Origin of the sequence: Roseateles saccharophilus (assembly GCF_031458095.1) — a bacterium.
GTDB lineage: Bacteria > Pseudomonadota > Gammaproteobacteria > Burkholderiales > Burkholderiaceae_C > Pelomonas > Pelomonas saccharophila_A.
The window spans coordinates 208,915-233,816 of record NZ_JAVDXU010000004.1 but is presented as its reverse complement, the minus strand read 5'-3'; the positions used below and the strand labels follow the sequence as shown (position 1 = coordinate 233,816).

The 24,902-nt window shown below is 69.1% G+C and carries 23 protein-coding genes; 10 read left to right on the top strand and 13 right to left on the bottom strand.

The window, feature by feature from the left end; translation table 11 throughout:
• The 4 genes from J2X20_RS23785 (at nucleotide 1) to J2X20_RS23770 (ending at nucleotide 3,359) form a co-directional block, all read left to right on the top strand.
• Nucleotides 1-447 carry a hypothetical protein gene (locus J2X20_RS23785; RefSeq protein WP_310270607.1) on the top strand — a complete coding sequence of 149 codons (447 nt, stop codon included), beginning with the start codon at nucleotides 1-3 and terminating at the stop codon, nucleotides 445-447.
• A complete protein-coding gene (locus tag J2X20_RS23780) occupies nucleotides 444-2,057 on the top strand; it encodes a sensor domain-containing diguanylate cyclase (RefSeq protein ID WP_310270605.1) in 1,614 nt (537 codons plus the stop codon). The genes J2X20_RS23785 and J2X20_RS23780 overlap by 4 nt, the downstream gene beginning before the upstream one ends.
• A gap of 66 nt (nucleotides 2,058-2,123) precedes the next feature.
• A complete protein-coding gene (gene yghU / locus J2X20_RS23775; protein WP_310270602.1) occupies nucleotides 2,124-2,993 on the top strand; it encodes a glutathione-dependent disulfide-bond oxidoreductase in 870 nt (289 codons plus the stop codon).
• Between the two features lie 27 nt (nucleotides 2,994-3,020).
• A complete protein-coding gene (locus tag J2X20_RS23770; protein ID WP_310270599.1) occupies nucleotides 3,021-3,359 on the top strand; it encodes a hypothetical protein in 339 nt (112 codons plus the stop codon).
• Here J2X20_RS23770 and J2X20_RS23765 read toward each other — a convergent pair.
• The 7 genes from J2X20_RS23765 to J2X20_RS23735 all read right to left on the bottom strand — a co-directional run bounded on the left by J2X20_RS23765 (nucleotide 3,343) and on the right by J2X20_RS23735 (nucleotide 10,210).
• Complete coding sequence (locus J2X20_RS23765; RefSeq protein WP_310270596.1) at nucleotides 3,343-3,759, bottom strand: ribosomal maturation YjgA family protein; 417 nt, start codon at nucleotides 3,757-3,759, stop codon at nucleotides 3,343-3,345. The two genes, J2X20_RS23770 and J2X20_RS23765, sit on opposite strands and share 17 nt — an antisense overlap.
• Nucleotides 3,756-4,748 (bottom strand): succinylglutamate desuccinylase/aspartoacylase family protein, encoded by a 993-nt coding sequence (locus tag J2X20_RS23760; RefSeq protein ID WP_310270593.1) that lies wholly within the window; start codon nucleotides 4,746-4,748, stop codon nucleotides 3,756-3,758. Before J2X20_RS23760 ends, J2X20_RS23765 begins: the two co-directional genes overlap by 4 nt.
• Complete coding sequence (locus J2X20_RS23755) at nucleotides 4,745-5,599, bottom strand: PIG-L deacetylase family protein (protein WP_310270591.1); 855 nt, start codon at nucleotides 5,597-5,599, stop codon at nucleotides 4,745-4,747. The genes J2X20_RS23760 and J2X20_RS23755 overlap by 4 nt, the downstream gene beginning before the upstream one ends.
• A gap of 9 nt (nucleotides 5,600-5,608) precedes the next feature.
• Nucleotides 5,609-6,496 (bottom strand): DMT family transporter, encoded by an 888-nt coding sequence (locus tag J2X20_RS23750; RefSeq protein ID WP_310270588.1) that lies wholly within the window; start codon nucleotides 6,494-6,496, stop codon nucleotides 5,609-5,611.
• A gap of 210 nt (nucleotides 6,497-6,706) precedes the next feature.
• On the bottom strand, nucleotides 6,707-7,879 hold the full coding sequence (locus tag J2X20_RS23745; protein WP_310270585.1) for an esterase-like activity of phytase family protein: 1,173 nt from the start codon (nucleotides 7,877-7,879) through the stop codon (nucleotides 6,707-6,709).
• A 60-nt stretch (nucleotides 7,880-7,939) separates the two neighbouring features.
• On the bottom strand, nucleotides 7,940-9,256 hold the full coding sequence (gene aptA / locus J2X20_RS23740; protein WP_310270583.1) for an omega-aminotransferase AptA: 1,317 nt from the start codon (nucleotides 9,254-9,256) through the stop codon (nucleotides 7,940-7,942).
• A gap of 36 nt (nucleotides 9,257-9,292) precedes the next feature.
• The gene (locus J2X20_RS23735) at nucleotides 9,293-10,210 is read right to left on the bottom strand and encodes a DMT family transporter (RefSeq protein WP_310270579.1); all 918 of its coding nucleotides are present in this window, start codon (nucleotides 10,208-10,210) and stop codon (nucleotides 9,293-9,295) included.
• 173 nt (nucleotides 10,211-10,383) lie between these two features.
• On the opposite strand from J2X20_RS23735, the gene J2X20_RS23730 reads away from it, so the two are divergent.
• Nucleotides 10,384-11,127 carry a DUF805 domain-containing protein gene (locus tag J2X20_RS23730; protein ID WP_310270575.1) on the top strand — a complete coding sequence of 248 codons (744 nt, stop codon included), beginning with the start codon at nucleotides 10,384-10,386 and terminating at the stop codon, nucleotides 11,125-11,127.
• On the opposite strand, the gene J2X20_RS23725 is transcribed toward J2X20_RS23730, so the two are convergent.
• Both J2X20_RS23725 and J2X20_RS23720 read right to left on the bottom strand, forming a co-directional pair.
• Entirely contained in the window at nucleotides 11,124-11,897 is a 774-nt protein-coding gene (locus J2X20_RS23725) for a ferritin-like domain-containing protein (protein WP_310270572.1), read from the bottom strand. The two genes, J2X20_RS23730 and J2X20_RS23725, sit on opposite strands and share 4 nt — an antisense overlap.
• A gap of 19 nt (nucleotides 11,898-11,916) precedes the next feature.
• Nucleotides 11,917-12,798, bottom strand: coding sequence for a hypothetical protein (locus J2X20_RS23720; RefSeq protein ID WP_310270569.1), 882 nt, complete (start codon nucleotides 12,796-12,798; stop codon nucleotides 11,917-11,919).
• An 82-nt stretch (nucleotides 12,799-12,880) separates the two neighbouring features.
• On the opposite strand from J2X20_RS23720, the gene J2X20_RS23715 reads away from it, so the two are divergent.
• The 5 genes from J2X20_RS23715 (at nucleotide 12,881) to J2X20_RS23695 (ending at nucleotide 22,175) form a co-directional block, all read left to right on the top strand.
• Nucleotides 12,881-13,408 carry a gamma carbonic anhydrase family protein gene (locus tag J2X20_RS23715; RefSeq protein ID WP_310270567.1) on the top strand — a complete coding sequence of 176 codons (528 nt, stop codon included), beginning with the start codon at nucleotides 12,881-12,883 and terminating at the stop codon, nucleotides 13,406-13,408.
• The gene (gene hslO, locus J2X20_RS23710) at nucleotides 13,401-14,357 is read left to right on the top strand and encodes an Hsp33 family molecular chaperone HslO (RefSeq protein WP_310270564.1); all 957 of its coding nucleotides are present in this window, start codon (nucleotides 13,401-13,403) and stop codon (nucleotides 14,355-14,357) included. The genes J2X20_RS23715 and hslO overlap by 8 nt, the downstream gene beginning before the upstream one ends.
• Nucleotides 14,358-14,464: 107 nt before the next feature.
• Nucleotides 14,465-17,887: a hypothetical protein gene (locus J2X20_RS23705; protein WP_310270561.1), complete on the top strand. Its 3,423-nt coding sequence runs from the start codon at nucleotides 14,465-14,467 to the stop codon at nucleotides 17,885-17,887.
• 132 nt (nucleotides 17,888-18,019) lie between these two features.
• Nucleotides 18,020-21,514, top strand: coding sequence for a hypothetical protein (locus J2X20_RS23700; RefSeq protein WP_310270556.1), 3,495 nt, complete (start codon nucleotides 18,020-18,022; stop codon nucleotides 21,512-21,514).
• Nucleotides 21,515-21,704: 190 nt separating this feature from the next.
• A complete protein-coding gene (locus tag J2X20_RS23695) occupies nucleotides 21,705-22,175 on the top strand; it encodes a hypothetical protein (protein WP_310270554.1) in 471 nt (156 codons plus the stop codon).
• 6 nt (nucleotides 22,176-22,181) lie between these two features.
• On the opposite strand, the gene J2X20_RS23690 is transcribed toward J2X20_RS23695, so the two are convergent.
• Genes J2X20_RS23690 through eno form a run of 4 tightly spaced genes read right to left on the bottom strand, consistent with a single transcriptional unit; the run spans nucleotide 22,182 to nucleotide 24,894 of the window.
• Nucleotides 22,182-22,703 (bottom strand): AAA family ATPase, encoded by a 522-nt coding sequence (locus J2X20_RS23690; protein ID WP_310270551.1) that lies wholly within the window; start codon nucleotides 22,701-22,703, stop codon nucleotides 22,182-22,184.
• Nucleotides 22,700-23,311: a nicotinamide riboside transporter PnuC gene (gene pnuC, locus J2X20_RS23685; RefSeq protein WP_310270548.1), complete on the bottom strand. Its 612-nt coding sequence runs from the start codon at nucleotides 23,309-23,311 to the stop codon at nucleotides 22,700-22,702. The genes J2X20_RS23690 and pnuC overlap by 4 nt, the downstream gene beginning before the upstream one ends.
• A complete protein-coding gene (locus tag J2X20_RS23680; RefSeq protein ID WP_310270544.1) occupies nucleotides 23,311-23,604 on the bottom strand; it encodes a septum formation initiator family protein in 294 nt (97 codons plus the stop codon). Before J2X20_RS23680 ends, pnuC begins: the two co-directional genes overlap by 1 nt.
• Before the next feature lie 3 nt (nucleotides 23,605-23,607).
• The gene (eno, locus tag J2X20_RS23675) at nucleotides 23,608-24,894 is read right to left on the bottom strand and encodes a phosphopyruvate hydratase (RefSeq protein ID WP_310270541.1); all 1,287 of its coding nucleotides are present in this window, start codon (nucleotides 24,892-24,894) and stop codon (nucleotides 23,608-23,610) included.
• Nucleotides 24,895-24,902 lie beyond the last annotated feature (8 nt).

Genomic DNA, 24,902 nt, shown 5'->3' with positions numbered 1-24,902 from the left:
ATGGCCTTGCGCAGCCTCCTCAGCAAGCTCGGCGCTCTGGCGCTGCTCGCCAGCGCCTTGCCGGCGCACGCCGATTTCTACATCGTCGTGCACGCCAACAATCCCCAGCGCAGCCTGACGCAGAAAGAGGCCGTCGACCTCTTCATGGGGCGCACCCGCGCCTTTGCCAACGGCGATTTCGCGCTGATCTTCGACCTGCCGCGCGACAACCCGCGCCGCGCGGCCTTCTACCAGGCCCTGACGGGCATGAGTGTGGCCCAGGTGAACAGCTACTGGTCGCGGCTGATGTTCTCCGGCCAGAGCGCGCCGCCGCAGGCTTTGGCAGACGAGGCGGCCATGGCGGGCATGCTGCGCCGCAACCCCGGCGCCCTGGGCTGGCTCAGCCGCGAGCCGACCGAGCCGGGCCTGCGCTCGGTGCTGGTGATCAGGGAAGCCGGCAGCCCATGACGCCTACCGCAGCGACTCGCGTCCGCGGCGCGAACAGCCTGCAGCTGCGTTTCATGCTGGTGGTGTTTGCCAGCGCCACGCTGCTGGCCCTCGTCGTGGCCACTGTCGCCTACCAGCTCAGCCAGGCGCGAGCCCTGGCCAGCGGCCGCAGCAGCGTGGAGTCGCTGGCCACGGCCGTCGAGAAGACGCTGGCCATCGGCGCCTATGCCCGCGACGCGGTGCTGCTGCAGGAGGTCGCGGGAGGCCTGGTGCGCAATGAGCTGGTAGACGTGGTGGCCGTCGTGGCGGCCGACGGCAGCGCGCTGGTGAAGGTGGTGCGCCCCGGCGCCGTCGAACACCAGGGCGCCGCCTTGCTGACACGCCCGCTGATGTCGCCCTTCGACGCCAAGGAAGCCCTGGGCCAGTTGCGCATCCACCTGAACGATGCCAAGGTGAGGGCCGACGCCGACCGCGAGGCCTACACGCTGGCGGCTGCCATGGCGGGCCAGGCGGCGTTGCTGGCTTTCGTCCTTTACCTGGTGGCGGCACGCATGGTGTCCAGCCCCATCGTGCGGCTGGCCAGCGCGTTGCGCCGCATGACACCCGGCTCGGGCGAGCGGCTGGATACACCCCACAGCCATGCGCGCGACGAGATCGGCGTGCTGATCGCCGGCGCCAACGAACTGCTGGACAGCAACGAGCGCCAGCTCAAGGTGGAACGCAAGCTGCGCGCCGAGGTCGAGTCCATGGAGGCGCAGTACCGCCAGATCTTCGACTCCAGCAGCGCCGGCATCTTCGTGCTCAACGAGAGCGGCCGCCTCATCAATGGCAACCCGACGGTGTCGCGTGTCGTCGGCCTCAGCATGGGCGATCTGCGCAACCTCAGTGAGGAGGATTTCATCGCCCGCGTCTTCAACCGGCCCGAGCAGGTCAGGCAGATGATCGACGACGCGACACGCCGCGGCGAGACCGTCTCGGCCGATCTGGAGCTGGTCCAGCAGGGCGATGAGAGGCGTTGGGTGCACTGCCTGATCTCGGTGCAGCGCGCCGATGGCCAGACGGTTGAAGGCGTCATCTACGACATCACCGAGCGCAAGAGCGACGAGAACGAGGTGCGCCACCGCGCCGAACACGATGCCCTGACCCAACTGAAGAACCGCGCCGCCGGCCAGGCGATGCTGGAGCGCTTGGTTGCCGAAGCCGCCTCGCGCGGCGCCTCGCTGAGCGTGGCCTGCATCGACCTGGACGGTTTCAAGCAGATCAACGACAGCCATGGCCACCAGAGCGGCGACGAGGTGCTGGTGGCCTGCGCCGAGCGCATGCGCGTCGCCGTGCGGCGTTCGTCCGACCTCGTCGCGCGCCTGGGTGGCGACGAATTCCTCATCGCGCTGCGCGATGTCGGCCCCGGCGATGCGGTGCTGATCCAGGTCATGCGCGCCCTGATCGACGGGCTGTCCCTGCCCATACGCCTGTCCACGGGTGAGGAGGTCAGGGTGGGCGTCAGCATCGGCATCGCCAGCCTGCCCGAGCATGGCACCGACCCCCACGCCCTGGTGCGCGCGGCCGACGAGGCGCTGTACCACGTCAAGCGCAACGGCAAGCAGGCCTTTTCGCTGGCCTTGTCCGGCTGAAGTCCATACGACCCACGGGTGCAAGCCGGCGTGGTTACCGTGGCGGCCTCGCCATCTGGAACCCGCATGACCGACGCCACCTCTTACGCCCCGCCCAAGGTCTGGACCTGGAACAAGGACAACGGCGGGCAGTTCGCCAGCATCAACCGCCCGGTGGCCGGTCCGACGCACGACAAGGCCCTGCCGGTGGGCCGCCATCCGCTGCAGCTTTACTCCCTGGGTACGCCCAATGGCGTCAAGGTCACGATCCTGCTGGAGGAGCTGCTGGCCCTGGGCCATGCGGGCGCGGAGTACGACGCCTGGCTGATCCGCATCAACCAGGGCGATCAGTTCGGCAGCGGCTTTGTGCAGGCCAATCCCAATTCCAAGATCCCGGCCCTGGTGGACCGCAGCGGACCCGAGCCGGTGCGGGTCTTCGAGTCGGCCGCCATCCTGATGTATCTGTCGGAGAAGTTCGGTGGGGCCTACATGCCCCTGGGCCCGGCTCGTGCCGAGGCCTTGAGCTGGCTGTTCTGGCAGATGGGCAGTGCGCCTTTCCTGGGCGGCGGCTTCGGCCATTTCTATGCCTATGCGCCGACCAAGCAGGAATACCCCATCGACCGCTATGCGATGGAGGTCAAGCGACAGCTCGACGTGCTGAACCGCCTGCTGGCCGGGCGCCGCTATCTGGCGGGCGAGCAGTACAGCCTCGCCGACATGGCCACCTGGCCCTGGTATGGCGCCCTGGTCAAGGGCCAGCTTTATGGCGCGGGCGAGTTCCTGTCGGTGCACGAGTACGGCCACGTGATCCGCTGGGCTGACGAGATCGCCGCGCGCCCGGCGGTGCAGCGTGGCCGCATGGTCAACCGCACCTGGGGCGAACCTAACACTCAGTTGCATGAGCGGCACGAGGCCAGCGATTTCGAGACCCGGACCCAGGACAAACTCGCACCCTGACTCTGTTCGGAGCATGAAAGGCAGCGCATGGGAGCGGATTCCTTCATCGCCTTCTACGGCATCAAGTTCGAGCTCGACCCCGATGACGAGGACGAGCTGGACGCCTGCGGTGCAGACACCGATCCCCGGTGCCAGAAAGCCAGGCGTGCCGGCCTCGAGACCTTCACCGGCCGCATGACCGACGGCGAGGACTATTTCCTCTACGTCGGCCGGCGCGTAGCCTGGCTGGGCATCGAGCATGACCAGCATCTGAAGCAATCCGCCGAGCAGCTGGCCTCGATCGCCACCGACGTCAAGGCCAAGCTCAGGGCGGCGGACTTCGCGCAAGCTCCCGAGCTGCACTTCCAGTTCATCGGGCAGTACTAGCGCGGCGCAGCATCAGCAGTTCAGCCGCCGCGCCCATGGCCACGCCGACGCCATAGGCCAGCAGATCCAGGGCATGAAAGCCCGAACCCAGTACCAGATGCCCCAGCGTGGTGTGCCGGATCGCATTGATCCAGTCTGCCTGGTAGAGCTGGCTGAACTCGACGGCGAATGAAGTCGCCAAAGCTGCGGCAGCCGTGCGGGCGATGGTCCAGCGCGGCCGGGCGAGTCCGTAAAGCAGCATGACCATCAGCGCCCACAGCGCATCGCCGGGGTATTTGCCGAGCGGCGCCGGCAGCAGCCCCGGATAGCGGCGCGAGGCCAGGCCGGCGGCGATGACCGCCAGCACCAGCACGGCATACAGCAGGCGGTTGCGGTGGCGGGGTTCGCCCAGCGGGTTCAACCGAGCTTGCGGTCGCTGGGCCGCGCCAGATAGAACCATTCCGTCCCCGGCTGGGACTTCACGTTGGGGAAGACGATGCGCCCCTCGCTCGGCGCGATCACCGCCTCGCCGCTGGCGCGGGTGCCGATCTTCTGGCCCTTCTCGATGGCATCGAAGCTGGCCCATTCGCGCTCGAAGCCGTCGCCTATGTCCTCGCGGTCGATGACGTCGTAGAGCTGCAGCAGCTCGGGAGGCTGCGTGGGGCGATGGGGTTCGACGGCGGATTCATCGAGCATGCCGAGGAAGACCAGGGTGCGCAGGATGGCCAGCCGCGCCACCTCCGGGCCGTTCGGGTCCAGGTGCTGGCCGCATTCCAGCGTGATGGCCCAGCCGCCGGTGGAGCGCATGTATTCGGTGGTGCCGACGCCGTAGTGCGGGTCGCTGATCAGGGAGGCGCGGCGCGAGCCGTCGTGCTCGCGCTGCTGGCGGCGCTGCAGGCCCAGCGCATAGGTGGACAGCCAGCCTTCGACGATGCGGCTCACGCCCAGGCGTGCGGCCAGGGCCGATTCGGTGGCCTCCTGCGAGAAGGGCTCGAGCTCGCCGGTGTTGTTGCGCGGGCCGATCATGGCGAAGGCTGGGCCGTTGCCCTGGAAGCTGTGCAGGTCGAGGATGCCGTCATGCTGGGCGATCAGCGGGCAGAGCACGCGCGCGATGCGGTCCTCGAAGTCATGGGCTATGACGGGCGGGCGCAGGTTGCGGTTGAGGTTGCGGTCGCCCTCACGGCGATTCAGCTGGTGGGCCAGCGGGTTGACGATGGGCACCAGGGTCAGGGTGCCGCGCAGCAGCGCCAGCTCGCCGGCGTCGAGCTGGCGAATGATCTCGGCCATGGCTTTCGTGCCGTGGATCTCGTTGCCGTGCACGGCGCCGGTGACGAGCAGGCGCGGGCCGGTCTGCAGGCCAGCGAACTGGTGGACGCGCAAATGAGTCGGCAAAGGGGTCGGTTGAGTCATGACTTGAGCAGGGCGGAAGAGAGGGCCTGGTCGGCCGGGTAGACATGCCGCGGCAGGTCGCCCGCCGGCTGCCCATCGCGGTAGGCGACGAGGCGGTAGAGGGTGGCGAAGGCGAAGTCGGGTGCTTCCTCGCCGGCGCCCAGCACCAGCTCGCCGCCGCGGCGCACGGCGTCGGCCAGGAAGGCCGGCAGGCGCAGGTGGTAGGGGTTGCGCTCGATCTCGCCGGCATGGCGCTCCAGGGCGGCGATGAGGCGCGCCGTGTCGGCGATATTGGTCTGCACCAGGGCGTTGGGCTCCGCCTGGGTGGACCAGAACTCGGTATGGGCCAGCACCGTGTCCAGCCGCGCCGTGGCAATCGCCTCGGCGACGAGGCGGTAGACGCCGCGGTGGCTGGGGTTGTCGTCCAGCGCATGCGGCGCCAGCACGAGGGCTGGGCGGTGCTGGGTGAGCAGGGCGGCGATGGCGCCCACATGGGCAGCCCACAGCTCAGGCTCGCGTTCGGCCGTGTCGGCACGTACATCGGACAGGCCGTCCGCGCCGACGCGGATGCAGTCGAAGCCCAGCACGCCGCAGGCGTCGACCAGCTCGGCCCAGCGCGACTCGCGGCGCTCCGGGTTGCTGCCCAGGGTTACGGCGACATTGCTGATGCGCCAGCCGGCCTCCTGCTGCAGGCGCAGCGGCAGGGCGCCGACGATGCATTCATCGTCGGGGTGGGGGGCGAAGACCAGGCAATGGCCCGGGGCGGCCTCGGGCGCGGGACGGGCGCTGCGGTCGGGCGGGTTGCCCAGCAGGGCGGCGAAACGGTTCAGGTGCTCGCGCCAGCGGGCGAGATCGGCTTCCAGGGACGACATCCCGGCATCCTACCGAGTGCCAGCCCGGGCCGGCCATGTCGCCAGCAGCACACCCAATAAGGCCAGGCCATAGGCCAGGGCCTGCAGGGCGGAGATGGATTCGCCCAGCAGCAGGCCGATCAGCGCCGTGCTGATGGGCAGGAAGACCATGAAGACCCCCGCCTGGGCCGCCGGCAGGCCCTTGAGGCCGGCCATCCACAGCCAGACGGTGATGACGCTGGCGGTGGCCGCGTAATAGGCCAGCAGGACCCAGTCCAGCACGCGCGGCGCGCCGAAGTCGAAGCTCAGGGCTTGCCAGGCGGCCAGTGGTGTGACCAGCACCAGGCCCCAGAGGTTGATCAGCGCGCTGATGCGTTTGGGCCCCAGCCCGGCGGTCAGCTTCTTGCCGATGACGACATAGCAGGCCTCGCAGAAGACGGCGGCGAGCAGCAGCAGGGCGCCAAAGGGCGTGGTCTCTGCTCCGCCTTGCCTGCCCGTGGCTACCAGGGCGATGCCGCCCACCGCGCAGGCGATGCCGGCGAGCACGCGGCCGCCCAGGCGTTCGCGCAGCACGGCCCAGCTCAGCAGGGCCACCGCCGCCGGGATGCCGGCCATGATGACGCCGGCCACGACGGCCGAGCTCTGCCTCAGGCCGAACAGCATGCAGATGGAGAACAGGAAGTTGCCGAGGAAGGATTCGAGGAAGAGCAGCCAGCGCGAGCGCGCATCCAGTGGCGCTTCATGGGCCGGCTTCTTCAGCCAGGGCAGCATCAGCAGGGCCGCAAAGCCGAAGCGCAGGCCGGCGAGCAGGAAGACCGGAAAGGCCATCACCAGCAGCTTGGACAGGCCGACATAGCTGCCGACCAGGCTGGTGCTGGCCGCGAGCAGCGCATAGGCGCGCCAGGGAACAGGATGCATGGGCGTTTCAGTCCGCGTTCGAAGTTGCGGGCCGAGCGCCGGGCCGCTCCGATGCCGCAAGCATCGCCGTCCCCCCGGGGGCTGAGGCCGGACACATGGCGCCCAGTGGGCGGCATGTGCCTGCCGAAGGGCTGCGGCATTGGCCGCAGCGCGGTCTGCAAGACCGACTGGGCGCGCCCGCGTCCAGCGTGGCGAGACCAGGCGAGGGGCTCATTCAACCGTGAAAGCAATGAACTGCGTGAACTGGGCCGGGTTGAAGTTGTTGTCGGAAACCAGGATCAGCGTGCGCTTGCCGTTGAACATCGGGCCAAAGCTGATGCCTTCGATGTTGTCCAGGGCCAGCACGCTGCCGTCGTCGTTCTTCAGCGAGGACAGGTCCAGCAGCATGGCGCGCTTGACCGGCACGACCTCGCGGCCCTTGATGCTGGGCCAGCCCGAGACGTCGGTCGCGCCGCGGGTGTCGATCAGGTAGAGCTTGATGGTGTTGCTGGTGGGCTGCTTGGTGAGGGCGGCCACGCCGGGCGTCTGGGCGCCGACGGCAAAGGCGCGCTCGATGACGATGAACTCATGGGCCGACAGGGCCAGCATGTCTGGCACGCCATTGGTCGCGAAATCACCCTGGCGGGCCGGCGGGAAGGGCACGGGGCCGACGTCGTAGATGTATTCAGCGCCGGCCTTGCCGCTGTCCAGGTCGAAGGACAGCATGCGGGCGCGGCTGCCGCGGCCCACCGCCGTGGGCAGGCTGTCCTGGGCCAGGCCGTTCTCGCTCATGGTCCACAGCGTCTTGCCGTCGGGCGTGATGGCGATGCTCTCGAAGGCCAGGTTGTTGTAGATGCCCATGTCGCCGGGCGCGATGCCGCTGGCGCTGCCCGAGGGGTTGTAGTAGCCCGGCACGGGGAACTCGCCGGCCGGCTTGCCCTCAAGGCTCATGCGCCTGACGGTCGGGTTCTGCATCGCGTTGGAGACGCGCTGGCCCTCGTTGGCCCAGTAGATCAGGTTGCGCTTGGCATCCAGGCGCAGGCTCTCGGGGTCGACCTGGTTGCGGCCGAAGGGCTGGCCGTCGAGGTCGAGGATGGTGGTCATGTTGACCCAGGTCACGCCCGCGTCACCGGGCGCGGCGCTGCGGCGGAACTTGGACAGGTCCAGGCTCAGCTCGTAGTAGCGCGCCGGCGCGCGGTCGCTGCGGTCATCGCAGATGGCCAGGTAGTGGCCCGTGGCGGGCACATAGTCGATGCTGGACAGGCCGCCGACCGGCACGCCACGGAAGGTTGCGCTCGTCGGCACGATCTGCTGGCCGAGATAGGTCAGCGTCTGGGCGAGGGCCGGCAGGGCCAGCAGCAGGGAGGCTGCTGCGGCGGCGGCGCAGCGGGCGATCAACTTCATCAACGAATCCTTAGGCAGCGGCATCGCACCGCTGCGGGCGGCGCAGTCTAGTGCAGGCGCTCAGGCCGCCCTTCTGAGGGCGCCGCGCAGCGTGTCGATGATGCGTTCGATGTGGCTGCTCTCGATGATCAGCGGCGGCGACAGGGCGATGGTGTCGCCCGTGGTGCGGATCAGCAGGCCCTTGTCCCAACAATCCAGGAAGACGTTGAAGGCGCGCTTGGCCGGTTGGCCATCGAGCGACTTCAACTCGATGCCGCCGACCAGGCCGATATTGCGCACGTCGATGACATTGGGCTCCTCGCGCAGCGAGTGCAGGGCCTTGGCAAATTCGTCCTGCATGCGCGCGGCGCGGGTCAGCAGATCGTCATCGGCATAGGTGTCCAGCGTGGCGATGCCGGCCGCGCAGGCCAGCGGGTGGGCCGAGTAGGTGTAGCCGTGGAAGAACTCGATCAGGTGCTCGGGCCCGGTCATGAAGGCGTCGTGGATCTTCTGCTGGGCGAAGACGGCGCCCATCGGCACGCAGCCGTTGGTGATGCCCTTGGCCACCGTCATCAGGTCGGGCGTGACGCCGAAGGTTTGGGCGCCGAAGGGGCTGCCGGTGCGGCCGAAGCCGGTGATGACCTCGTCGAAGATCAGCAGGATGCCGTGCTTGTCACAGATGTCCCGCAGGCGCTGCAGATAGCCTTGGGGCGGAATCAGCACGCCGGTGGAGCCGGCCACGGGCTCGACGATGACGGCGGCGATGGTCGACGCGTCGTGCAGGGCGACCAGGCGCTCGAGGTCGTCGGCGAACTCGGCGCCATGCTGGGGGATGCCCACCGAGAAGGCGTTGCGCGCCGGGTCATGGGTGTGGCGGATGTGGTCGACGCCGGCCAGCAGGCTGCCGAACATCTTGCGGTTGGCCACCATCCCGCCCACCGAGATGCCGCCGAAATTGACGCCGTGATAGCCGCGCTCGCGGCCGATGAGGCGGGTTCGTGCGCCTTCGCCGCGCACGCGGTGGTAGGCGATGGCCATCTTCAACGCGGTCTCGACGGACTCGGAGCCGGAGTTGGTGAAGAAGATGCGGTTCAGCCCCGCCGGGGTCAGCTGCGCGAGGCGCTCGGCCAGCTCGAAGGCCTTGGGATGGCCCATCTGGAAGGGCGGCGCGAAGTCCAGCTCCGCGGCCTGATCCTGGATGGCCTGGACGATCTTCTGGCGGTTGTGGCCGGCGTTGACGCACCACAGGCCGGCGATGCCGTCGAGGATCTCGCGGTCCTTGTCGTCGCGGAAGTACATGCCGTCGGCCTTCGTCAGCAGGCGCGGCGCCTGCTTGAACTGCCGGTTGGCGGTGAAGGGCATCCAGTAGGCGTCAAGCCTGGAAACGTCTGCGCTCATGCGGGGCTCCTCGACACAGGACCCCAAAGTCTAGAGTCAATTTGACGGAGTGGTCAGAATCTGGCGCCGCCTCAGGGTTCCCACCAGAGGCATCAGCTGCACGAGCAGGATGCAGGCGAGCATCAGGCCGCAACCGATCAGGCCGGCGGTGTTGAGGCGCTCGCCCAGCAGCAGGTAGCCGCAGGCCGCGGCGAACAAGGTCTCGGACGACAGGATGATGGCCGCGTCCGCCGCCTGGGCATAGCGCTGGGCGACGACCTGGGCCGTGAAGGCGACGCCCACCGACAGGACGCCGGTGTAGGCGATGGGCCAGGCCGCGGCCACGATGCCGGCCCCATGCACAGGCTCCATGACGAAGGCCGCAAGCAAAGACAGCAGGCCGCAGATGGCGAACTGGCCGCAGGCGACGAGGAAGGGCGCGCCCATGCGGTCGGCCCAGCGGCCCACCATCAGCACATGCAGGGCCCAGGGGATGGCCGAGCCGGCCACCCAGAGGTCGCCCAGGCCGATGTTCAGCTGATGGGCGCCCGACAGCAGGAAGGCGCCCACCAGGCAGCCCGCCGCCGCCGGCCAGACCGACCAGTGCGCGATCTGGCCGAGCAGCAGCCAGGCCAGCACGGGCACCAGGGGCACATAGACGGCGGTCAGGAAGCCGGCGTTGGTCACGCTGGTGAACTGGATGCCGACCTGCTGCATGACGGCGCCCAGCGTCATCAGGCCGCCCAGGCCGGCGATATGCCAACCGTCGAGCCGGGACAGGGGGCGGCCTGCACGGCCGAGGCGGCGCCACTCCAGCACGGCCAGCGGCAAGACCACGGCAGCGCCGATCAGGAAGCGCACGCCGGTGAAGAGCAGGGGGCCGACGTCGGCCATGCCCTGGTTCTGGGCGACGAAGGCCGAGCCCCAGATCAGGGCGACGAGGGTGAGCAGCAGATTGGCCTGGAAACGGGTCATCGAATGGGAAGGACTGAGCAAGCCAACCGCGAGCCGCCTGCTGGAAGCCGGGGCGAGCTGGAGGCGACATTGTCCCCGCGAGTGCGCGCAAGGGTTCCGCCCGATGGCAGCGCGTGATGTGAATCCGGACGATGCCGCGCCTTGAATTCATTCCATAAACAAGGGAGGAAAGAATGAATCTGTATCTGCAAGGGTGGTGGCGCGCCTTTGACTTCCAGGGGTTTGCGACTCGTTCGGAGTACTGGACTTTTTCCCTGGTGAACATCGTCGTGATGGTGCTGCTGTCGCTAGCCAAGTTCGAAGCGCTCTGCGGGCTGTTCATTCTGGCCAACCTGATTCCGCAATGGGCGGCGGCAGCCCGGCGGCTGCATGACGCGGGCTATTCGGGCTGGTGGCAGCTGCTCAGCATCATCCCGCTGGCGGGCCTGGCGGTCCTCGTCATGCTGGTGATGCCTTCTCGCGTGGTCGGCAACTCCTATCGACCCGATGTGCCCGGCGCGGTGCAGAAGCCGGCCTCCGCCGGATTCATCGTCGCGGTGGTGGCAATTGCTTGCATTCCGGTGATTGGCATCCTGGCCGCGATCGCCATCCCGGCCTACCAGGATTACACGGCCAAGGCCCATGTGGCGGCGGTCCTGGGCTTTGCTCAGGTGATTGCGGCCGACCTGGAGGACAAGCACCAGGCAAGCGGTGCGTGGCCGCCCTCGGTGAATACGGGCACCCTGCCCAAATCCCTGCAGAGCGTGGAATGGAACGGCGATGGTCGTCTGCGGCTCGTGCTGAATGAAAGCCTGCCCGTCGCGGTGCGCGGGAAAGACATCGTGCTGCAGTACCAAGCCGGCAGGACCGGCTCGTCGGCATGGCGTTGCGAGGCGGGCGCCATTGCGCCCCGCTTCCTGCCCGCGATGTGCCGCTAGCCCAGGGCCGCCAGTTCCGCCTCGTCAAAGCCAGCCGCGCGGCGGGCTTCCAGGTTGAAGGGGGCGCGCAGTTTGGGCGCCTGGTAGCGCTCGGCCAGCTCGGCATAGGTCGCCACCGGCTCCAGGCCGCGCTGCTCGCACAGAAAGCGGAACCAGCGGTTGCCGGCGGCCACATGGCCGATCTCGTCGCGCAGGATGAGGTCCAGGATCTCGCCGGCGCGGTGGTCCCCGGCGCCGACGAGCTTGCGCTTGACGGCCGGCGAGGCGTCCAGGCCGCGGGCCTCCAGCGTGCGCGGCACCAGGGCAATGCGGGCCAGCAGGTCGTGGCGGGTGCGCTCGGCCATGTCCCACAGCGCGTTGTGGGCGTCGAAGTCGCCATAGTCGAAGCCCAGGGTCACGAGATGCTCGCGCAGCAGCGTGAAGTGCAGGGCCTCCTCGGCGGCGATGCGCAGCCAGTCGCGGTAGAAGGCAGCCGGCATGCCGGCAAAGCGCCAGCAGACGTCCAGGGCCAGGTTGATGGCGTTGAACTCGATGTGGGCGATGGAATGCACCAGGGCGGCGACGCCGGCCGGCATGCGCATGGAGGGCGGCTTGAGCCGGATGTGCTCGACCAGCTGTGGGCGGGCCGGGCGGCCAGGGATGCCTGGGGGCTCGGCCAGCTCGGCGTGGGGATCAAGGGGCGCGCGTTCGTCCAGCGCCCTCGCGGCCGCCGCCTTGGCCAGCGGGTCGGTGAGGGCGAGGATCTGCAAGGCGCGCGCACGGACTTCCATGCCCGGATTATCCCGGGCGCTAGCCTCTGAGCCGGGCAGCCACCAGCGGATGCCAGAGCCTGTCGTCCTGCAGCGGCGTGTCGGTCGGCAGGTCGGGGTTGTGCAGCTTCAGCCAGCGCCTGTCGTTCAGCGCGGCGCGCTGCAGCTGCGGGCCTGCCCATTGCTCGAACAGGGCGGTAAAGCTGCCATCGGCCAGCACCAGCTCCCAGCCCTTGCGCAGGCGCGCGGCCAGCTCGGGCTGGCCGGGACTGACGAAGAAATACAGCGGCGCCGGGTAGGCGATCAGCCAGCCATCCAGCACGCACAGGCCCGGCAGGGCATCGACGAAGGGATAGACCTCGATGGCGCCCAGGGCGAACAGGTCGATGCGCTCGCGCTCGAGCAGGGCGGGGAAGCTGGAGCGCCGGGCGATGGCCTGCACCGGCCAGCCATTGGCCTTCAGGATCTGGGTGTCGGGCCAGCTCTCGACCTGGGCCAGGCGCAGCTGGCGGGCCTGCTCCAGCGTCGCGACGCGCTGCAGCTCGGCGCGGCGGCGCGCCAGCGCGATGGGCAGGCGGATGCCGATGAGGCCGCGGTAGAGGCAGGTGCGCACGGCCAGGGCCTGGGCTTCGTGCTCGGTCGTCGTGACCGAGGTGGTGAGGTCGAGGTCGCCGGCCGCCAGCTGCAGGAAGGCGCGGCTCTGCGTCATCGGCGGGGCCACTTCGAGGCGGTAGGGGCCATGGCTGGCCTGGGTGCGCTCCAGCAGCAGGCGCAGCACGGCGAGCTCGTAGTTGGGCACGCCGTCCGGCAGCTGCACCAGGGCATGGCGGATCACCGGCGCGGCCCCAGGCGCAGCCCCGCCCAGGGCCGGCAGCAGGCCCAGCGCGGACAGACAGCGTCTTCTGAGACGGCTTACCGGCATGCGAGCCAGCCTAGCAGCAGCCCCGCTTCTAAAATCGAGGTTTTGCGCGCCGCGGCGGCCGCAGCGTGCGGGAGTACATGCAATGGCCATCTATCAGCTGGGCGAGTGGCAGCCTGACGTCGACGACAGTGCCTGGGTGGCCGGCAGTGCCGACGTCATCGGCCGGGTGACGCTGGAGGCCGATACCAGCGTCTGGTTCAAGGCCGTGCTGCGCGGCGACAGCTCGACCCTGCACATCGGTCGCGGCAGCAACATCCAGGACGGCTCGGTCCTGCATGCCGACCATGGCTTCCCCCTCGTCATCGGCGAGGGTGTGACCGTGGGCCACCAGGTCATGCTGCACGGCTGCACGGTGGGCGACAACTCCCTGATCGGGATTGGCGCGGTGGTCTTGAATGGCGCCCGTATCGGCCGCAACTGTGTGGTCGGCGCCGGGGCTCTGGTCACCGAGGGCAAGGAGTTCCCGGACGGCTCGCTGATCATCGGCAGCCCGGCCAAGGTGGCGCGGCCGCTGGAGCCCGCCCAGATCGAAGGCCTGCGCGCCAGCGCGGCCCATTACGTGGAAAACGCCCGCCGCTACCGTGCGGGACTGAAGAAGACCGATGAGTGAACTGCACAAATTCCTGTTCGAAGGCCTGCCCGTGCGCGGCATGCTGGTGCGCCTGACCGAGGGCTGGCAGGAGCTGCTGTCGCGGCGCGAGCCCGGCCAGGAATACCCGCCCGAGTTGCGCAACCTGCTCGGCGAGATGAGTGCCGCGGCCGTGCTGATGCAGGCCAACATCAAGTTCAATGGCGCCCTGGTACTGCAGGTCTTTGGCGACGGCCCTGTCAAGCTGGCCGTGTCCGAGGTGCAGCCCGACCTGTCCTTCCGCTCCACGGCCAAATGCGTCGGCGCCGTCGAGCCCGGTGCGACGCTGGAGGCCATGGTCAATCTGCACGGCCAGGGCCGCTGCGCCATCACACTGGACCCCAAGGACAAGTTTCCCGGCCAGCAGCCCTACCAGGGCGTCGTGCCCCTGCACGGCGACCTGCGCGAGCCGCTGCAGAAGGTCAGCGAGGTGCTGGAGCACTACATGCTGCAATCCGAGCAGCTCGACACCCGCCTGGTGCTGGCCGCCAATGGCGAGATTGCCGCCGGCCTGCTGATCCAGCGCCTGCCCGTCGAGGGCGAGGGCAATCTGGAAGGCAAGCGCAATGAAGACGACATCGGCTTGTCCGACGCCTTCAACCGCATCTCCATCCTGGCCGGCACGCTGACCTCGGAGGAGCTGCTGACCCTGGACGCCGACACCATCCTGCGCCGCCTGTTCTGGGAGGAGACGATGACCCGCTTCGAGCCCCAGGCGCCGCGCTTCGCGTGCACCTGCTCGCGCGAACGTGTCGGGCAGATGCTCAAGGGCCTGGGCCGCGACGAGGTCGACGGCGTGCTGGCGGAGCGCGGTGACGTCGAGATCGGCTGCGACTTCTGCGGCCGCCACTACCGCTTCGATGCCGTGGACGTGGGGGCGCTGTTCGACGATCGCAGCCATCCGTCCAGCGGCTCGGCCACGATGCAGTAGTCCGGGGGGAGGGCTTCCCCAGGCTTGGGGAAGCTCATCAAAACTTGCGTTGAGCCGGTCCCTCCCATCGACGAGTGTGTTCGCACTCGTCAAACAGGGAGGCCAACATGGCCGATTCCAAGTCTGGCGGCCTGGGTGCTTTCGCCTGGGCCGGCGCCGCCGTGCTGGCGGCTTTCGTCGGCAGCACGCAGCTGGTGCCGCATGCCTATGACTCGCTGCGCCCGGCCGAGAAGGAGCCGGCCGGCCGCATCGTCGTGCCCGCAGGCGAGCTCAGTGCCCGGTTGTGGGAGGACCCGCTCAGTGCATTGAAGCGCAGCGAAACCGAAAGGCTGTCGCGTTGCGGCAAGCAGCAGACGGCCGGCGCGCTGAGCAGTTGCCGCGTGGAGGCAGAGATCACCGGCCGCAGTCCCGACGACCTGCTGCAGCGGCTCGACGCCGATCACGATGGCGATCGGTCGGATGTGCTGCTGCTCTTCGCGCTGCTGCCCGGTGCGGATTTCGTCGGCGCCGAGGAGGTGCGCCGCCGCACCCGCTACGCCGTCCTGGCCGGTCTGATGGCCAAGGGCTATGTGCCGGACAACGCCGAGGGCATGCGGGTGCTGGCCCTGCGGGGGCTCGACAAGAGCGAACACGTGATGCCCTATGAGCTGCTGGCCCAGCGGGTCATCGGCCGGGCGCGGCCGGACGCCCCGGCGACGGGCAAGCTGAACTATCGGCAGGTGGCGCTGATCTGGGTGGACGAGAACGAGCTGCCCGAGCCCAGGCTCGATGCCTTCGCGCGCCTGGCCCGGCGGCTCACCGGTGATCAGGGCAGCGCCAGGTCGCCCGCCGTGGCGGTGCTCGGCCCGTCATCGACCGATGCGCTGCGCCGGGCGATCCGGGACCTGCGCTGCGCCGCGGATCGCAGCCTGGTGTCGGAGAAGGCCGCCAGCGCGACGGCCGATCCGGCCGTCTGTGGCACCAAGACGATCGCGCCGTTGGACCCCGAGACCAAGGCGGGCTACGAGACGCTGGCCCGGGCCAGCTTCTACAGCACCGGCTCGACGGCAGCGCACTACATGCTGGAGGAACTGCACGAGCAGAAGCTGGAGAACTTCGTGGCCGACCGTTTCCGCCGCCTGGCCGCCAGCCCCGCCGAGAAGCCCACCCGTCTCGTGAGGACCATCGGCACGGACAACGAGCTGATCAAGCGCCTCGTGACCGAGCTGCAGATGCGCCTGTCCAAGGATGCCAAGCGCCGCATCGTCGTCTTCGCCGAGCGCGACAGCCTCTACGCCCAGACCCTGGTGGAAGAGCTGAAGCGGCGGCTGTCCGATGAGAAGCACCTGAAGTTCGAGGTCGAGTACTTCCTGCGCGGCCTGGACGGCGCGACCCAGCGTGGCGCGGCCGAGGCGCAGGCCGGCAAGCCGACGCCTGCAGAGGATCCGCGCAACATCGAGTGGCCGGAGAACCGCAACCAGCTGGACTATCTGCGCCGCACCAGCCAGGCGCTGCGCGACAGCCAGGCCGAACCGGGCGCCGACGCGATCGGCGCCATCGGCATCTTCGCCACCGACGTGCATGACAAGCTGCTGGTGCTGCAGGCCCTGCACGAGGAGTTCTCGGACAAGGTCTTTTTCACAACCGACATCGATGCGCGCTTCCTGCATCCCAAGGTGCAGGACTTCTCGCGCAATCTTGTCGTGGCCAGCAGCCTGCCGCTGACCTTCCATGCCGCTGAGGCGGCGAACGACGTGGACCTGCGCGCCGGCACGCCGCCGCTGCGCGACGCCTACCAGTCGTCCAGCTACCTGGCCGCGCGCCAGGCGAGCTGCCGCGACGACGGCTGCCGCGACGGCGAATACGCCGCCATGAAGGAGGTGCTGAACGCACCCTCGGTCTACGAGATCGGGCGCAGCCGCGCCGTGGCCCTGAGCGGCTATGCCGCGGAAGGCCAGCCGACCGGGCGCGGTGTCATCAATGTCGTCGTGGCCGTCGGGACCGGGCTGCTGACGCTGATCGCGTTGCTGGCCTGGCCGTCCACGCGCTCGATGCGGCGTGTGCGCGAGCTGCTGCGCTACGAGGACACGCAGCGCTACGGGGCGGAGATCGACATCAGCGCCCTGGTGCTGACGACGCTGCAGATGAGCGTCGCGGCCTTCGTGCTGGCCAATCTGATCGAGTTCGCGCGGCCCCAGCAGGTCAGCTTCGTGCGCATGCTGCTGCTCGGTTGCCTGGGCGGGCTGGCCGCGGTGCTGGCCGTGCTGCCGGCGCTGGTGGCGGCGGGTGGGCCCGCCGGCGCGCGCCGGGGCGGCGGCGCGGCGCTGGATCCGCTGCACCTGTCGGTGCTGGCGCTGCTGGGGGCCATCTGGCTGGTGCTGGCCTGGCCGCAGGGCGGTGCTGCCGGCCCCTGCCGCGAATGCGAGCCCGTGGCCTGGTTCCAGGGTGTCAGCGCCTGGCCCTCGCATCTGCTGCACCTGCTGGCCCTGGTCGGCACGCTGCTGGCGCTGGACCAGGCCTGGATCGGCGTGCTGTGCGCCCGCCGCAAGGACTGCCGCTGGCTGGGCCAGCCCGAGCCCGAACCGAGCTTGCTGAAAGGGTTCAGCCCGCGGGCGCTGTTCAGGCACTGGCGTGACCAGTACAGCACGCTGGCCTGGCCCATCGCCAGGGCGGCGAGCTGCGACGCCATGAAGCTGTGGAAGCAGTACGCCGAGCGCGGCCATCCGCGCGTGCGGGCGGTGCGCATCTTCTTCTGCTTCCTGTGGACGATCGGCCTGGGCCTGCTGTTCTTCATCGGCCTCAGCGAAGGCCAGATCCCGGAGGTGCCGGTGCGCGGCGAGGAGCATCGGCAGATGGTCAAGGCCACGCTCTATGTGCTGCTGCTGCTGTTGCCGCTGCTCATCGTCGTGGTCGTGGACGCGACGCTGTTGCTGCTGTGCTTCATCCGCCGCCTCAACGCCGGCCGCAGCTACTACCCGGACGAGACGTTGGCGCGCTTCGCGGCCGGGCTGGGCAGCGCGCATGACGACCTGTGGAAGCGCAAGCTGAGCGCGCGGCCCGGGGACCGGGAAAGTGCCGCGGCCGAGCGCCTGCACAGCCTGCTCGACCCCTGGGTCGACCTCCAGCTCATCGCCCGCCTGAGCCAGCCCGTGGCGCGGCTCGTGATCTGGCCGTTTGCGGTGCTGGCCGTCATCGTCGTGGCACGCAGCCGCTTGTTCGACAACTGGTCGCTGACGCCGCCCATTGCCGGCGTCGTCTGCTTCTACGTGGTCGTGCTGGTGGGCTTGGCGCTGTGGGTCAAGCAGGCCGCCGAGCGGGCCCGCAGCCAAGCGCTGAACACGATGAAGGCTGACCGACGCTGGCTGGCCGGCAGTGGCGACGCCGAACTGGTCGTGCTGGCCGGGCCGTTGGATCGCCTGATCAGCGAGGTGGAGGCGATGCGGTCCGGCGCCTTCGCGCCCTTCCTGGAGCAGCCCTTGCTGAAGGCCCTGCTGGTGCCACTGGGAGGCGCGGGCGGGACGCAGCTGTTCGACATCCTGCTGGCACGTTGACGTTGGCGCGCATTGCGGGGGAGAGGCGCGTCATGCCTTCTGAGGATGCGCAACGCCCTAGTGATTGACGACCGCAGCCCAAGCTGAGACTTTCGCTCCCTGGCCCGCTCCTGCAAGGGCCGGGAGGCGTTGATGGCGGATTCCAAGGGCGGCGTGCTGGGCAGTTTCCCGTGGGCCAGCGTGGCGGTGCTGATGGCCTTCATCGCCAGCACGCAGCTGGTGCCGCATGCCTTCGACGCACTGCGCCCGGCCGAGAAGGCGCGCGCCCAGGCGCCGCTGGACCCTGACCTGGAAATCAACGCCCGGCTCTGGGAGGATCCGTTCGCGGCCCTGCGCCGCTACGAGGTGGAACGCTCCGAGCGTTGCGAGCGCCAGCGCAAGGCCTCGCAGCCGGTGGACGCCGACTGCGGCAATGTGATGCCCAAGCTGCGCGATCCGCGCAACCTGCTGTCGCGCCTGGACGGCGACCAGAACAAGCGCATCGACGACACCCTCATCGTGCTGGCGCTGATGCCGGGGGCCGATTTCGTCGGTGCCGAGGAGGCTCGCCGGCGCATCCGCTACGCGACGCTGGCCGGCCTGCTGGCCCAGGACTATGTGCCCGACAACGCCGAGCGGCTCAGCCTGCTGGAGTTCAAGCTGCTGGACGCCAACCCCGAAGCCAAGGCCGGCATGAAGGAGGTCAGCGCCAGCGCCGGTTACATGGTGCCCTATGAGCTGCTGTCGCTGCGGCGCGAGAACAGCGACCAGCCGCCTTCGCGCTACGCCCAGGTGGCCCTGCTGTGGGTGGACGAGACCGCGCTGCCTCTGCGCAAGCTGGACGCGGTGGCCCGCCTGACCGAGCAGCTGATGGGCAAGACGGCGCGGGCCCGCGCCCAGGTGCGCTTTGCCGACGACCACCAGGATGCGCTGCCCCGCCTGGCCGTCATCGGCCCTTCGTCCACCGATGCGCTGCGCACCGCCTTGCGCGACCTGCGCTGTGCGGCCGACCTCAACAACGCCGCGGGCATCGCCGGCGGCGGCGTGGGGCGCAGCGATGCCGCCCGCTGTGCGCGGCGCGGCGAAGACATCGACGCCAAGCAGGTCTTGCCCACCGACGTGCTCGATGGCTACCGCCTGCTGGCCCGGGCCGAGTTCTACAACCCCTCGTCCACGGCCCCCGAGCGCATGCTGCCGGAGCTGCAGCAGTACGCCCGCGACGTGACCGGCGTGGACGACGGCCTGGATGCCTTCCTGACCCAGCACTTCAGCCGCCTGACCGGCACCCATGGCAAGCCGCCGCCCGTGCACATGGTGAGAACCGTGGGCAGCGACGCCGACCTGATCGAGAACCTGGTCAAGGAGGTGCGGCTGCGCCTGCCGCAGAAGCACCGCCGCATCGTCGTCGTGGCCGAGCGCGACTCCATCTACGCCCAGGCCCTGGTGGAGCAGTTGCGCGACTGCCTGCCGCCGGCCCTGCAGGAGAGCCTGAGGGTCATCTACTTCTTCCGCGGCATCGACGGCGTCACCACCAAGGAAGCGAGCGCCGCGGCGGCGCTGGCCACGGCCGCGGCCAAGGCGGCGCCGCTGGAATGGCCCGAGAGCCGCGACCAGCTGGACTATCTGCGCCGCCTGAGCGGCGAACTCAAGCGCAGCGAGGCCGTGGACGACAGCCTGCCCATCGGCGCCATCGGCATCTTTGCCAATGATGTGCACGACAAGCTGCTGGTGCTGCAGGCCCTGCACGAGACCTTCTCGGACCGCATGTTCTTCACGACGGACATGGATGCGCGCTATCTGCATCCGCGCACCCAGGCCTTCACGCGCAACCTCGTCGTCGCCAGCAGCCTGCCGCTGGCCTTCTACCCGGCGGGCCAGGGCGAAGTCGACCTGCAGGCCGGCACGCCGCCGCTGCGCGATATCTACCAGGTCAGCACCTACGCCGCCGCCCGCCGCGCCGGTTGCCGCAGCGAGGCCTGCAAGGCCGGCGAGGCCAGGGCCCTGGACGTGGTGCTGAAGAACACCTCGGTCTACGAGATCGGCCGCTCCGAGAGCGTGCCGCTGGCCGGCTATGCCCTGCTGCAGCGGCCGCACCAGACGGCACCGGGGCGCATCTTCGTCGCGCTGCTGATGGCGGCGTTGATCGGTTGCATGCTGTTTGCCTGGCCCTCAACGCCGTCCATGCGCCAGGCGCGCCGCGTGCTGATCGGCTCCCGCGCAGGCATGCCGCGCACGATGGACCTGACGGCCGTCGCCCTGGTCACGCTGCATGCGGTGCTGCTGTCCTACTCGATGGCCAGCCTCATCGAGTTCGTGCTGCCGGGGCGCATGAATTTCAGCCACGCGCGCCTGCTGGCTGCATTGGCGGCTGGCGGCGCCCTGCTGCTGGGGCTCACGGCCTGGAAGGCCGGCGAGCAGCGGCGGCTGGTGGCCGTGCTGGCCGCGCTGCTGCTGGGCATCGCCGGTGCGTGGATGTGGCTGGCCTGGCCGCATGGCGGCTGGTTGCCGGGCAAGTCTCCCTGCCTGAACTGCGAGCCCACGGCCTGGCTCGAAGGCGTGAGCGCCTGGCCGTCCCATCTCATCCACCTGCTGGCGCTGTTCACGCTGCTGTGGACGCTGGACTGGGCCTGGGCCGCCACGCAAGAGCAGTTGCGCCTGGACTCCGACTGGCTGAAGCTGCCGCGGCCCACGCGGCACACGCTGCGCGAGTTGCTGGGCGGCTGGTTCGTCAATGCCAGCGTGATGTTCTGGAAGCCGGGCGTGGGCTTCAGCTGCGATTTCAAACAGCTCTGGGTGGAGTACGGCGAGCGCGGCGAGGCCACGCCGCGCCTCATCCGTACGCTGTTCTGGTATGTGCTGACGCTGGCCGTCATGCTGCTGCTGTTCTTCGGCATCAACGACGGCAAGATCCCCGAGGTGCCGGCGCGCGGGCGCGAGCACCGCAGCCTGGTGCGCGTGACGCTGTATGCGGCCATGCTGCTGCTGCCCCTGCTCATCGTGGCGGTGGCCGATGCGACGGTGCTGCTGACGCGCTTTGTGCGCCATCTGAATGCCGGCCGCAGCTTCTACCCGCCCGAGACCATTGCGCAGTTCGCCAATGCGCTGGGTGATGAGCACAAGGCCTTGTGGTCGCAGCGCTTTTGCGCCAAGCCGGAAGAGCGCAGCAAGGACGGCACGGGCTTCGCGATGCACACCCTGCTGGACGACTGGATCGACGTGCAGGTGGTGGCACGGCGCAGCGCGCCCATCGCGCGCCTGGTGATCGGGCCCTTCGTCGTGCTGGCGCTGCTGGTGGTGGCGCGCAGCCGGCTGTTCGACAACTGGGCGCTGACGCCTGCCATCGCCGTGGGCGTGAGCTTCTATATCGCGGTGCTGATCGGGCTGACCTTCCTGCTCAAGCAGGCTGCGGAGAACACGCGCCGCCGGGCGCTGGAATCCATGCAGGCCGACCTGCGCTGGATGGCCGGCAGCGGGGCGCCGCTGACGGGCCTGGTGGAGCCCTTCAAGCGACTGATCGTCCAGGTCGAGAACGAGCAGCATGGCGCCTTCGCCTCCTTCTTCGACCAGCCTCTGCTCAAGGCCATCCTCGTGCCCCTGGGCGGCGCAGGCGGCACGCAGCTGTTCGACTACCTGCTGCTGGGGCGATAGCTCAAGGCGACTGTGCCGCGATCCGGCAAATACAAGCCCCTAGAACCCCGGGCCGCCGAGCGGCGCTTCCCCCGTCCATACGATGGTGTTTGCGATCCAGGCGACTAGCCTGTTAGGAGCGGCCGCCCCGTTCGAGGCCCCCGTCGGGCGTCCCGGCATCGCCTTTCCATGCCGGTCACTGGAGTGAGACATGAGCACCGATCAACGCTTGCTGGCCCTCATCGGCCGCCGCCTGCCGGCCATCTTCGACGTGATCCCGCGCGGGCCGCAGGGCTTCTCGTTGCAGGATCGCGTCAGCGCCGTGGCGCTGAACCCCCAGCCGCTGCCGCCGGGGCCGCCCGAGTTCATCGGTGCAGCGCTGGCGCAGGAGTTTGCCCATATGGCCTTCGTCAGCGACAGGTTGGGCTTGGCCTGGAAGACCATGAACCAGGACTTGGACGACTGGTGCCCGACGCAGCCGCGCAAGATCAAGTTCCCCGTCGGCTGGCCGCCCGTGCCGGAGCCCGACCCCCATCCCAACTGGCTCGCCGAACTGCATCTGGGCTTCGCGGCCAAGCTGTCGGCCATCTCGGCCGACCATGCCGGCACACCGCTGGCGGCGACGCTGGACCGCGCCGTCAATCGCTCCGTCGACGCGCTGTCGCAGCTGCGCGCCCAGTGAGGCGTTTCAGCGGCCTGGCAAGGCGTCCACGGCTTGCACGGCCAGCGCCAGCCGCTCGGCCTGCGCCTCGCCGTGGATATCGAGCCAGGGCAGGCCATGGCTTGCCAGCGCCGCGCGCAGGCGGGCGTCAAAGCGCGCCCGCACCTCGGGCCCGTCCCGCAGGAAGCCATCGGCCTCCCACGGCAGGTCGGGGGCACACAGCAGGGTCAGATCGCAGCGGCGCTGGAAGGCGAGGGCGTCGGCCAGCAGCGAGTCGTCATTGAAGTAATGCTGGCTGCACAGGGCGGTGATCAGCGGCGTGGTGTCGCAGATCACCAGCTCATGCTCGCGAGCCGCGGCCTCGATGCGCGCGGCCTGCTCGGCGGCGATATGGGCCTGCTCGTGCTGCTGCGGTGTGCGGCCGTGGGCGGCGCACCATTCACGCAGGTATTCGGTGACGAGGCCGGCGCCGAGATGCCGCGCCATGGCCGGGGCCAGCGTGGACTTGCCGGTGCATTCGGCGCCCACCAGCGCCACCAGGCGGCTCAAGCGCTTCTCCAGGCCCGCCAGCCGATGACGCTCATCGGGATGAAGCCGGCGTAGAGGATGACCGTCAGCCAATAGCCCTTGAGGCCGAACAGCACGACGCTGACCGCGTTGACGACGATCCAGGTCGGCCAGTTCTCCTCGTATTTGCGCGCCAGCAGCCACTGGCCGAGCAGGCTGGCCACGGTGGGGAAGGCGTCCCAGTAGGGCAGGGGGCTGTCGGTGGCCTTGGCGAGGAAGAAGCCGAGCAGGGGCCAGGCGGCCAGCGTCAGCAACACGGGCCTCCATAGGCCCTGGCGGCCGAGTCGGCGCACGGTCAGTGCCTCGCCTTCGCGGGTGCGGCCGAACAGCCACTGCCACCAGCCCCACAGCGCCAGCGCCGCGAAGACGAGTTGCAGCGAGGCTTCGCCGTAGAGCTTGCCGTCCCAGAACAGCGCGAAGTACATCAGCGAGCTGATCAGGGCCAGCGGCCAGGCCAGCAGGTGCACGCGCATATTGCAGACCACCATCCAGACGGCCAGCACAAAGGCCACCAGCTCCAGCCAGGAGATGGGGCTGCCGAAGGCGGTGAAGGCGGGCGCGATCAGCGCCGCCCAGGCGGCGGCCAGCATCAGCGTTTGACGGCCGAGGCCGCGGCAGGCGCCAGCGGCACGAAGACTTCGTCGGACTTGATCATGCCCAGCTCGAAGCGGGCCTTCTCCTCGACCATCTCCAGGCCTTCGCGCAGATCGCGCAGCTCGGCCTGCAGTTGGGCGTTGCGGGCCCGGGCCTTGTCGTTGTCGGCCTGGGCCTGGCTCAGCTCCTCGCGGAGCTGAGCGACGTGCGGAATGCTGCCCCGGCCCACCCAGAGCTGGGCTTGGATGGCCACCAGGAACAGGGCCAGGACCGCGGCAAGCGCCTTCAACGCTTACTTGAGGTTATAAAAAGCGGCACGGCCGGGGTAGACGGCCACATCGCCCAGGTCCTCTTCGATGCGCAGCAGCTGGTTGTACTTGGCCATGCGGTCCGAGCGCGACAGCGAGCCGGTCTTGATCTGGCCGGCGTTCAGGCCGACGGCGATGTCGGAGATGGTGCTGTCCTCGGTCTCGCCGGAGCGGTGCGATACAACGGCGGTATAGCCGGCGCGCTTGGCCATCTCGATGGCGGCGAAGGTCTCGGTCAGCGTGCCGATCTGGTTGATCTTGATCAGGATGGAGTTGGCGATGCCCTTCTCGATGCCCTGCTGCAGGATCTTGGTGTTGGTGACGAAGAGGTCGTCGCCGACGATCTGCACGTTTTGCCCCAAGCGGTCGGTCAGGATCTTCCAGCCGTCCCAGTCGCCTTCGGCCATGCCGTCTTCGATGGAGATGATGGGGTATTTGTCGACCCAGGTGGCCAGCATGTCGGTCCACTCCTGCGAGGTCAGCTGGATGCCGCCTTCGCCTTCGAGCACGTACTTGCCGTCCTTGTAGAACTCGCTGGCGGCGCAGTCCAGGCCGATGGCGATCTGCGAGCCGGCCTGGTAGCCGGCCTTGTCGATGGCCTGCAGGATCAGCTGGATGGCGGCCTCATGGCTCTCGACGCTGGGGGCGAAGCCGCCCTCGTCGCCGACGGCGGTGGAGATGCCCTTGTCGTGCAGGATCTTCTTCAGCGCGTGGAAGACCTCGGCGCCCCAGCGCAGGGCTTCGCGGAAGCTCGGCGCGCCCACGGGGATGATCATCAGCTCCTGCAGGTCCAGGCTGTTGTTGGCGTGGGCGCCGCCGTTGATGACGTTCATCATCGGCACGGGCAACTGGTTGCCGTTCATGCCGCCGAAGTAGCGGTACAGCGGCAGGCCGGATTCCTCGGCCGCGGCGCGGGCCACGGCCATGGAGACGGCCAGCATGGCATTGGCGCCCAGGCGGCTCTTGTTCTCGGTGCCGTCCAGGTCGATCAGGGTCTTGTCCAGGAAGGCCTGCTCGGAGGCGTCCAGGCCCAGCACGGCCTCGGAGATCTCGGTGTTGATGTGCTCGACGGCCTTCAGCACGCCCTTGCCGAGGTAGCGGGCCTTGTCGCCGTCGCGCAGCTCGATGGCTTCGCGCGAACCGGTGGACGCGCCCGAGGGCACGGCCGCGCGGCCCATGACGCCGGACTCCAGCAGCACGTCGCATTCGACGGTGGGATTGCCGCGGCTGTCGAGGATCTCTCGGCCGACGATGTCAACGATGGCGCTCATTCAATGTC